Consider the following 9,373-nt stretch of genomic DNA (forward strand, 5'->3'; position numbering starts at 1 on the left):
ACTGAGGAGCGCCCATGTCAGCCGGGCCCGCTACCCCCGCGGTCGCCCTTCGCGGCCTGCGCAAATCGTTCGGCGCGGTGGAGGCGGTGGCCGGCGTCGATCTGGAGATCGCCGACGGCGAATTCTTCGCCATGCTCGGGCCGTCCGGCTCGGGCAAGACCACCGTGCTCCGGATGATCGCCGGGTTCGAGCCGCCGACCGCCGGGACGGTCCTGCTGAGTGGACGCGACGTCACCCGGCTCGCCCCGTTCGAGCGGGACGTCAACACCGTCTTCCAGGACTACGCGCTGTTCCCGCACCTGACCGTGCGGCAGAACGTCGAGTACGGCCTGCGGGTACGGAAGGTGGGCCGGGCCGAACGGCGTGCGCGGGCGGACGAGGCGCTGCGCGACGTACGGCTGGATGGGCTGGGCGACCGGCGACCGGCCGCGCTCTCCGGCGGGCAGCGCCAGCGGGTCGCCCTGGCCCGCGCCCTGGTCGTCCGGCCGAAGGTGCTCCTGCTCGACGAGCCGCTCGGCGCGCTGGACCTGAAGCTGCGCGAGCAGATGCAGGTCGAGTTGAAGGCGCTGCAGCGGGAGGTCGGCATCACCTTCGTCTTCGTCACCCACGACCAGGAGGAGGCGCTCACCATGAGCGACCGGGTGGCGGTCTTCACCGAGGGCCGGATCGCCCAGGTGGGCACCCCCGCCGAGGTCTACGAGCGGCCCGCCACCCCGTTCGTCGCCGGCTTCGTCGGCACGTCCAACCTGCTCAGTGGCGACGCGGCGCGGGTCGTGCTCGGCCGAGACGGCACCTTCTCGGTCCGCCCGGAGAAGATCCGGCTCGACGGTCCGGCCGCGAGCGCGGAGGAGACCGCCGCCGCCGGACGGATCGCCGAGGTCGTCTACGCCGGGGCGACCACCCGGTTCGTGGTCGACCTCGACGCCGGCGCCCGGCTGGTCGTGATGCAGCAGAACCTGACCACCTCCTCGGCCGACGTGGCGGCACTGCGCGGCACCCCGGTCCGCCTGGCCTGGCGCACCGAGCACGCCGTGGCCGTACCCGACCCCGTGGTGCCGACCCCCCGTGACAAGGAGAGCGCACATGCGTACCGGTAGAACTGTGACCGCGCTCGCCGCGGTCGGCCTGCTCGCCCTGACCGGGTGCGGCGACGGCGGCACGAACGCCGGCGGATCCGGGCCCGGCGGCATCAAGCCCCCGTCCGTGCCCAAGCTGAGCAGCCTCGGGGCGGGCGAGGGCCAGGTCAACATCGTCGCCTGGGCCGGGTACGTGGAGGACGGCTCGACCGACCCCAAGGTGGACTGGGTCACCGACTTCGAGAAGCAGACCGGCTGCCAGGTCAACGTCAAGGTCGCCGGCACCTCCGACGAGATGGTGACCCTGATGAAGACCGGGGAGTACGACGTGGTCTCGGCCTCGGGCGATGCCTCGCTCCGGCTGATCTACGGCGGGGACGTCGCGCCGGTCAACACCGACCTGATCACCAACTACAAGGACGTCTTCGACGGGCTCAAGCTGAAGCAGTGGAACTCCGTGGACGGGGTCGCCTACGGCATCCCGCACGGGCGCGGCGCCAACCTGCTGATGTACCGCACGGACGTGGTCAAGCCGGCCCCGACCTCGTGGGGCGCGGTGTTCGACGCCAACTCGCCGTACAAAGGAAAGATCACCGCGTACGACTCGCCGATCTACCTCGCGGACGCGGCGCTCTACCTGATGAAGCACCAGCGGGACCTGGGCATCAAGAACCCGTACGCGCTGGACGACAAGCAGTTCGCCGCGGCCGTGGACCTGCTGAAGAAGCAGAACGAGACGATCGGCGAGTACTGGTCGGACTACACCAAGGAGGTGCAGGCCTTCAAGACCGGCAACTCGGTGCTGGGCACCACCTGGCAGGTGATCGCCAACCTGGCGCAGGCCGACAAGGCGCCGGTCGAGGCCATCCTCCCCGAGGAGGGGGCGACGGGCTGGTCCGACACCTGGATGGTCTCGGCGAAGTCGAAGCACCCGAACTGCGCCTACCGGTGGATGGACCACATCATCTCGCCGAAGGCCAACGCCGCGGTGGCGGAGTGGTTCGGTGAGGCGCCGGCCAACCGGCTCGCCTGCGCCCAGACGGCCGACAAGAACCACTGCGCGACGTTCCACGCCGAGGACGAGGCGTACTTCGAGAAGGTCTGGTTCTGGAGCACCCCGGTGGCCCAGTGCCTCGACGGGCGCAAGGACGTGATCTGCAAGGACTACGCGGCCTGGACCCAGGCCTGGACCACCGTCAAGGGCTGAGGTGGCCACCCCGACGCTCGACCGGTCCGCGGGCGCCGCTCCGGCGGAGGACCCCGCCCGCGGACCGGTCCGCCGGCTCTCGGCCTGGCTGCACCGGCACGCCGGGGTCCGCCTCGCCGCCCTGCTCGCCGCGCCGCTGTTCTGGCTGGTGGTCGCCTATCTGGGCGCGCTAGCCGTGCTGTTCGTCTCGGCACTGTGGACCGTCAACGGCTTCACCGGGGAGGTCGTCCGGCAGCCGACCCTGACCAACTTCCGCACCATCGCCACCGACGAGGTGTACCGGACGGTCGCGCTGCGCAGCGTCGGCACGGCCGCGGCGGTGACCGTGCTCGACGCGCTCGTCGCCCTGCCGATGGCCTTCTACATGGCGAAGGTCGCCCGCCCCCGGTACCGGCGCTGGCTGGTGGTCGCCATCCTCACCCCACTCTGGGCCAGCTACCTGGTCAAGGCGTACGCCTGGCGGGTGCTGCTGGCCAACGGCGGGCCGGTGGACTGGCTGCTCGGGGGTCCCGGCAGCGGGCCGGGGTACGGGCTGACCGCCACCGTGCTGGTGCTGGCCTACCTGTGGTTGCCGTACATGATCCTGCCCATCTACGCGGGCCTGGAGCGCCTGCCCGACTCGCTGCTGGAGGCGTCGGCGGACCTCGGGGCCCGGGCGGGCCGGACGTTCCGGAAGGTGGTGCTGCCGGTCATCGTCCCGTCGGTGATCGCCGGTTCGATCTTCACCTTCTCGCTCTCGCTGGGCGACTACATCACCGTCCAGATCGTCGGCGGCAAGACGCAGCTCATCGGCAACCTCGTCTACGCCAACATCGGGGCGGCGAACAACCTGCCGTTCGCCGCCGCGCTGGCCACCATCCCGGTCCTGATCATGGTCGGCTACCTGGTCGCCGTGCGGCGTTCCGGGGCTCTGGAGGAATTGTGACGCTCTCCCGGTCGGCGCGCTGGCTGCTGCGCGGCGCGATGGCGCTCGGCCTGGCCTTCATCTACCTGCCGCTGGCCGTCGTGCTGATCAACTCCTTCAACGCCGACCGCACCTTCGCCTGGCCACCGGCCCACTGGACCATGCAGTGGTGGGCGCGCGCCGGGGACAACGCGGGCGCGCGGGAGGCGCTGTGGATGTCGGTCAAGGCGGGGCTGGGTGCCACCGCGATCGCGCTGCTGCTCGGCTCGCTGGTCGCCTTCGCCGTGCAGCGGTACCGCTTCTTCGGCCGGGGGGCGGTGTCGCTGCTGGTCGTGCTGCCGATCGCGCTGCCCGGCATCGTCACCGGCATCGCCCTGGACACCGCGTTCCGCTCGGTGCTGGCGCCGCTGGGCATCGGCAAGGGTCTCTTCTCGGTGATCGTCGGGCACGCGACGTTCTGTGTCGTGGTGGTCTACAACAACGTACTGGCCCGGCTGCGCAGGTCGGGCGGCAACCTCCAGGAGGCGTCGGCCGACCTGGGCGCGGACGGCTGGCAGACCTTCCGGTACGTCACCTTCCCGGTGCTGCGCTCGGCGCTGCTGGCCGGCGCGCTGCTGGCGTTCGGGCTCTCCTTCGACGAGATCATCGTCACCACGTTCACGGCCGGCCCGGGCGTGCAGACGCTGCCGATCTGGATCTTCAGCAACCTGTTCCGGCCGAACCAGGCGCCGGTCATCAACGTGGTCGCCGCCGTGCTGATCGTCGCCTCGGTGGTGCCCATCTACCTCGCCCAGCGGATCTCGGACACGGCCACCGGCGGCCGCCTCTGACCGCCGCAGTCTTCTGTGGGCTGGGCCGGTACGCGAGGATGGCGGGATGACCACGCTCACCGGACAGCAGATCGCCGACGAGGGACTGGACGGGTGGACGTACCTGCTCGGCGGTCTGCAGACCCGGATCGCCACCGGGAACTTCGCCACCGGGCTGGCGGTCGTCGACGCCATCGGCGCGGCGGCCGAGCGGATGGACCACCATCCCGACCTCGACCTCCGCTACACCCACGTCGACGTGCGGCTCTGGTCCCACGACGCCGGCGGGGTGACCGCCCGGGACGTCCGGCTGGCCCGGGCCATCGCCGCGATCGCCGCCGACGCCGGCGTGTCGCTGGGCCACACCGGGGTCTCGCGGCTCGAACTCGCCCTGGACACCCCGGCCGTCGCCGGCGTCCTGCCGTTCTGGCAGGCGGTGCTGGCCGTGGCGCACCGCTCCGGGCCCGGCCTCGGCGACGAGCTGCACGACCGGGCCGGCGCGCTGCCCACGGTGTGGTTCCAACGGTCGGGCAGCGAGGAGCCCCGGCAGCGCTGGCACCCGGACGTGTGGGTGGACCCGGCGGAGGTGCCGTCGCGCATCGAGGCCGCGCTGGCCGCCGGTGGCACGCTGGTCAGCGACGAGGCGGCGCCGAGCTTCTGGGTGCTCGCCGACCCGGACGGCAACCGCGTCTGCCTGTGCACGTGGCAGAGCCGGCACTGACAGACGTGCCGACGGGTGAGCACGCCCCGTCTCTCACGCCAGGGCGCGGGCGGCCACCTTCAGGTCCGCGACCAGACCCTCGTACGCCACGTCCCGGTTGTCGGCGCGCAGCACGGCGGACGGGTGGATGGTGGCCAGCAGCTGGGCCTCCGGGGCGTCGGCCACCTTGCCGGCCTGGTCCACCGGCACCCGCTTGAAGTCCTGCGGGCGCTGCGCGGCGTCCGGCCAGGGCAGTAGCTCCCCGCGCTGCTTCGTCACCCGGAACGCCGGCCCGAGCAGCGCCTTGGCGGCCGTGGCGCCGAGCACCACGACGACCTCGGGGCGCAGCCGGGCGAACTCGGCGACCAGCCAGGGCCGGCAGGCGGTGATGTGCACCCGGTCCGGCGTCTGGTGGATCCGCCGTTTTCCGCGCAGCTCGAACCGGAAGTGCTTCACGGCGTTGGTCAGGTAGATGTGGCCCGGGTCGATGCCGGCCTCGTCCACCGCGCTGCGCAGCACCCGCCCGGCCGGACCGACGAAGGGCAGGCCCTTCTGGTCCTCCATGTCGCCGGGCTGCTCGCCGACGAGGACCACTCGGGCGCTCTCGTCGCCCCGGCCGAAGACCGTCTGGGACGCGTTCCGGTAGAGCTCGCAGCCCTGGCAGCCGGCCGCGGCGGCGCGCAGCTGGTCGATGGTGTCCGCCTGCGGCGGGATGAACTCCTGCGCTCCGGGGGCGCTCTCGGTCTCGGCCATGCCCGACTTTATATACCGGTTTCGTCTTCGACGCCGGATGCCGCCCGCATCAGTAACCGCCCCCTCCGCCGCCGCCACCGCGCGAGGCCAGCGCGATCGCGATGATCACCAGAATGATCACCAGCACGGCCACCCCGATCCAGACGCCCTTCCGGGACCTGTTCGCCACCGTCACCCACCTCCGGACGGGCTCACTGCGTCGTCGTCACTTGCCTGCCTTCTCCGCTTTACCCGTGCGCGGCCGCGCCATGCCGCCGGGTTTGTCCGGGCGCGCCGCCGCTCCGGCGGTCCTGTCCAGGCGCAGCCGCTGCGCCGGCGGTCGTGTCCGGACGCGGCCGCCGTGCCGGCGGTCCTGTCCCGGGCGCCACGCCACGGCGGCGGGGATCAGGCGGTGAACGGGGCCGGCCCGGCGGGACGCACCGCCCGCACCACCGCGTCGGCCAACGGCGCGAGGTCAGGCTCGTCGAGGGGGCTGACGGTGATCCGGACGCCGGGGGCGGCGGCGATCCGGTTCAGCGCGCCGGGGGCGACCGACCAGCCGGCGTCGCGCAGCGCGGTGACCACCACGGTCTCGTCGGGAACGGGCACCCACACGTTGATCCCGGTCCGCCCGTGGGCGACCAGCCCCCGTGCGGCCAGCGCGTCGACCAGCCCACCCCGCCGCCGCTCGTAGCTCTCCCCCGCCCGCCGCACCAGCTCCGCCGTGCCCGGGTCGCGCCAGAGCGTCAGGACGAGGCGTTGCAGCACGGTGGAGACCCAGCCGGCGCCCACCCGGGCGCGGCCGGCCACCCGGGCCACGGTGGCCTCGTCGCCGGCGAGCACCGCGAGTCGCAGGTCCGGGCCGTAGGGCTTGCTCACCGACCGGACGAAGGCCCACGCCGGGGTCGCCCCGGCGAGCGGGTGCAGGGGTACGCGGGCCAGCTCGGCGGCGTGGTCGTCCTCGATCAGCAGCAGGTCGGCGCGGCCGGCGAGCAGCGTACGCAGGGCCTCGGCCCGATCGGCGGAGACGGCGGCGCCGGTCGGGTTCTGGGCGCGGCTGGTCACGATCAGCGCGCGCGCCCCGGCGGCGAGGGCGGCCCGGACGCCCGGCTCGGTGGGGCCGTCATCGTCGACGGGCACCCCGATGGCGCGCAGCCCGAGCGCGGCGAGCAGATCGAGCAGGTTGGCCCAGCCCGGGTCCTCGACCGCGACCGCGTCACCGGGACGCAGGTGCGCGGCGAGCAGCCGCTCGATGCCGTCCAGCGCGCCCCCGGTCACGGTGATCTCCGCGGCCGGCACGCCGTCGGCGGCCAGCCGCTCGCGGGCCGCGGCGGCCAGTTCGGGCAGGACGGCGGTGGTCGCGTACCCGCTGGGCGGGCCGAGCTCGGCGGCGAGCGCGGCCAGGTGCGGGCCGAGCGGCGGCAGCAGCCGGTTGTCGGGCTGGCCGGCGGAGAGGTTGCGGGCACCGGGCAGCGGCGCCGGCATCATCGCGGCGCGGCGGGTGGCGACGGGTGGGCGGGGGCGGACCCGGGTGCCGTGCCGGCCGGCGGTGACCACCAGGCCGCGCTGCCGCAGCTCCTGGTACGCCTTGGCGACGGTGGCCGGGCTGACCGCCAGCTCGGTGGCGAGGGTGCGGACGGCCGGCAGGGGGTCGCCCGGGGCCAGGGTGCCGGTGCGGATGCCGGTTTCCACGCTGGCCGAAATGGCCGCCGACGACGACCCGGCGATCTGATAATGTGCTGCCACAGTTTAGAGATTGTACTAGAACAAAGGTGGGACTGCCGCATGTACCCCCCGACCGACCGGACCACCGCCACCCGCATGCGGGACCGGATGAGCTACGACGAGGCCGCCGCGCACGCCGTGCTGGACGAGGCGTACCACTGCGCGCTCGGGTTCACCGTGGACGGCGAGCCGCGCGTGCTGCCCACCCTGCACGTCCGCGTCGGGGACACCCTCTACCTGCACGGCTCCACCGGCAGCCGGCCGCTGCTCGCCGCCCGGGGTGACGCCGGGCTGCCGGTCTGCGTCACGGTGACCCTGCTCGACGGGTTGGTCTTCGCCCGGTCCCAGTTCAACCACAGCGCCAACTACCGCTCCGTGGTCGTGCACGGCACCGCCCGCCTGGTGACCGACGAGCGGGAGAAGGCCGAGGTGCTCACCGCGCTGGTGGAGAAGGTGGCCACCGGCCGCAGCACCGACAGCCGCCCGCCGAGCCGGCGCGAACTGGCGGAGACGGCCGTGCTGGCCCTGCCGCTGCGCGAGGTGTCGGTACGCGCCCGGGCCGCCGGGGCCAACGACGATCCCGCCGACCTCGACCTGCCGTACTGGGCCGGGGTGGTGCCGCTGCGGCTCACGGCCGGCGTGCCCGAGCCGGCCGCCGGGGTCACCGCGCCGGTGCCGGCGTACCTGCGGCCAGCCCGCTCGGCCTGGTTGGAGCCGGTCGTCCTGCGCGGCGAGCACGTGGTGCTGGAACCGCTCGACCTGTCCCACGCCGAGGAGCTGTACGCCGCCCTCGACGACGAGGAGGTGTGGCGCTACGTCGGCAGCCCGCGGCCGCGCACCGTGGACGAGACAGCCGGCCAGATCCGCGCCGCGCTGGACGCGAACCGGCGGGGCGTCCGCACGCCCTGGGTGCAGCGGTGCGCCGCCACCGGGGCGGTGGTCGGCACCACCTCGTACTACCACCCGGACGCGGACCTGCGCACGGCGGAGATCGGCTTCACCCAGCTCGGCCGCCCGTGGTGGCGCACCGGGATCAACACCGAGGCCAAGCTGCTGCTGCTCACCCGGGCCTTCGAGGAACTGGACGCGATCCGGGTCACCTGGCAGACCAGCACCCTCAACGAGCGCTCGCAGCGGGCCATCGAACGGCTCGGCGCCACCCGGGAGGGGACGCTGCGGTCCAACCGCCGGCGCTCCGACGGCACCTGGCGGGACTCCGCGCTCTACTCGATGCTCGCCGCGGAGTGGCCCAACGCACAGGCCAGGCTGCGGGAAAGGCTTCGCCCCGCGGCACCGGTGGCGTCATGATGTCCGGCGTGCTGGGCATCACCGACATCTGGACGTACGTGCTGGGGACCGTGGCGATCGTGCTGCTCCCCGGGCCGAACTCGCTCTTCGTGCTCTCCACCGCCGCGCGGCGCGGGGTACGGGCCGGCTACCGGGCCGCCGGCGGGGTGTTCCTCGGCGACTCGGTGCTGATGTTCCTCTCCGCGGCCGGGGTGGCGTCGCTGCTCAAGGCGTACCCGCCACTCTTCCTGGTGATCAAGTACGCCGGCGCCGCGTACCTGGGTTACGTGGGGTTGACCATGCTGCGCGGCGCCTGGCGGCGCTGGCGCGACCGCAACGACCCGGCGGCACCGCGCCTGATCGACGCGGCGGAGCCGGCCGCGCTGCGCAGCCCGTTCCGGAAGGCGCTGGTGATCAGCCTGCTCAACCCGAAGGCGATCCTCTTCTTCATCTCCTTCTTCATCCAGTTCGTCGACCCCGGGTACGCCTGGCCGGCGCTGTCGTTCGTGCTGCTCGGGCTGATCGCCCAGGTGACCAGCGCGCTCTACCTGACCGCGCTGATCTTCGCGGGCACCTTCCTGGCCGCCCAGTTCCAGCGGCGCCGGCGGCTGGCCGCCGGCGGCACCACCGCCGTGGCCGCCCTCTTCCTCGGCTTCAGCATCAAGCTGGCCACCGCATCGGTGTGAGGAAGGGCCCCCGGTTAATGCCTGGCGTATAGCAGGGGGCCCTCCTTGACGGGTCGACGCGCGGCGGCACCGGCCCGGCACGGGGGGCGGGTCAGGTGCCGTCGCCGCCACCACCGCCGATGCCGCCGCCCCCGCCGGCCGTGCCCTGCAGGCCGAAGCCCGGCTGGACCGGCTCGTCCGGGTGGCGGCTGGCGGGGGGGGGGTCCCCGGGCAGTGGGGGGCCCTGCGCCGGGGCGGGGGGCGGCGG

Annotated in this window: 9 protein-coding genes; 7 read left to right on the forward strand and 2 right to left on the reverse strand. The window is 73.6% G+C overall.

Features of this window, described 5'->3' with window-relative positions; all coding sequences use genetic code 11:
• Positions 1-14 precede the first annotated feature (14 nt).
• From FXF52_RS09335 to FXF52_RS09355, 5 genes are read left to right on the forward strand one after another with little or no spacing between them, the layout of a single operon-like run.
• Positions 15-1,097 (forward strand): ABC transporter ATP-binding protein, encoded by a 1,083-nt coding sequence (locus FXF52_RS09335; protein WP_148795452.1) that lies wholly within the window; start codon positions 15-17, stop codon positions 1,095-1,097.
• A complete protein-coding gene (locus FXF52_RS09340; protein WP_148795454.1) occupies positions 1,084-2,283 on the forward strand; it encodes an ABC transporter substrate-binding protein in 1,200 nt (399 codons plus the stop codon). The genes FXF52_RS09335 and FXF52_RS09340 overlap by 14 nt, the downstream gene beginning before the upstream one ends.
• Position 2,284: 1 nt before the next feature.
• Positions 2,285-3,208, forward strand: coding sequence for an ABC transporter permease (locus tag FXF52_RS09345; RefSeq protein ID WP_148795456.1), 924 nt, complete (start codon positions 2,285-2,287; stop codon positions 3,206-3,208).
• The gene (locus tag FXF52_RS09350; protein ID WP_148795458.1) at positions 3,205-4,017 is read left to right on the forward strand and encodes an ABC transporter permease; all 813 of its coding nucleotides are present in this window, start codon (positions 3,205-3,207) and stop codon (positions 4,015-4,017) included. The genes FXF52_RS09345 and FXF52_RS09350 overlap by 4 nt, the downstream gene beginning before the upstream one ends.
• A 46-nt stretch (positions 4,018-4,063) precedes the next feature.
• On the forward strand, positions 4,064-4,717 hold the full coding sequence (locus FXF52_RS09355; protein ID WP_148795460.1) for a 4a-hydroxytetrahydrobiopterin dehydratase: 654 nt from the start codon (positions 4,064-4,066) through the stop codon (positions 4,715-4,717).
• Between the two features lie 33 nt (positions 4,718-4,750).
• Here FXF52_RS09355 and FXF52_RS09360 read toward each other — a convergent pair whose 3' ends face one another.
• Positions 4,751-5,449: a UdgX family uracil-DNA binding protein gene (locus FXF52_RS09360; protein WP_148795462.1), complete on the reverse strand. Its 699-nt coding sequence runs from the start codon at positions 5,447-5,449 to the stop codon at positions 4,751-4,753.
• 384 nt (positions 5,450-5,833) lie between these two features.
• A complete protein-coding gene (locus tag FXF52_RS09365) occupies positions 5,834-7,174 on the reverse strand; it encodes an aminotransferase class I/II-fold pyridoxal phosphate-dependent enzyme (protein ID WP_148795463.1) in 1,341 nt (446 codons plus the stop codon).
• A 39-nt stretch (positions 7,175-7,213) separates the two neighbouring features.
• Here FXF52_RS09365 and FXF52_RS09370 point away from each other — a divergent pair, with 39 nt between their 5' ends.
• Both FXF52_RS09370 and leuE read left to right on the forward strand, forming a co-directional pair.
• Positions 7,214-8,461, forward strand: coding sequence for a bifunctional pyridoxamine 5'-phosphate oxidase family protein/GNAT family N-acetyltransferase (locus FXF52_RS09370; protein ID WP_148795465.1), 1,248 nt, complete (start codon positions 7,214-7,216; stop codon positions 8,459-8,461).
• Positions 8,458-9,126, forward strand: coding sequence for a leucine efflux protein LeuE (leuE, locus tag FXF52_RS09375; RefSeq protein WP_148795467.1), 669 nt, complete (start codon positions 8,458-8,460; stop codon positions 9,124-9,126). Before FXF52_RS09370 ends, leuE begins: the two co-directional genes overlap by 4 nt.
• Positions 9,127-9,373: the final 247 nt, after the last annotated feature.

The sequence above is a fragment of the Micromonospora sp. MP36 genome, assembly GCF_008119785.1.
GTDB lineage: Bacteria > Actinomycetota > Actinomycetes > Mycobacteriales > Micromonosporaceae > Micromonospora.

Bases quoted from the DNA above. Each gene is read 5' to 3' on its own strand.
- FXF52_RS09335 (WP_148795452.1), top strand. From the start codon at position 15: ATGTCAGCCGGGCCCGCTACCCCCGCGGTCGCCCTTCGCGGCCTGCGC.
- FXF52_RS09360 (WP_148795462.1), bottom strand. From the start codon at position 5,449: ATGGCCGAGACCGAGAGCGCCCCCGGAGCGCAGGAGTTCATCCCGCCG.
- FXF52_RS09370 (WP_148795465.1), top strand. From the start codon at position 7,214: ATGTACCCCCCGACCGACCGGACCACCGCCACCCGCATGCGGGACCGG.
- FXF52_RS09355 (WP_148795460.1), top strand. From the start codon at position 4,064: ATGACCACGCTCACCGGACAGCAGATCGCCGACGAGGGACTGGACGGG.
- leuE (WP_148795467.1), top strand. From the start codon at position 8,458: ATGATGTCCGGCGTGCTGGGCATCACCGACATCTGGACGTACGTGCTG.
- FXF52_RS09340 (WP_148795454.1), top strand. From the start codon at position 1,084: ATGCGTACCGGTAGAACTGTGACCGCGCTCGCCGCGGTCGGCCTGCTC.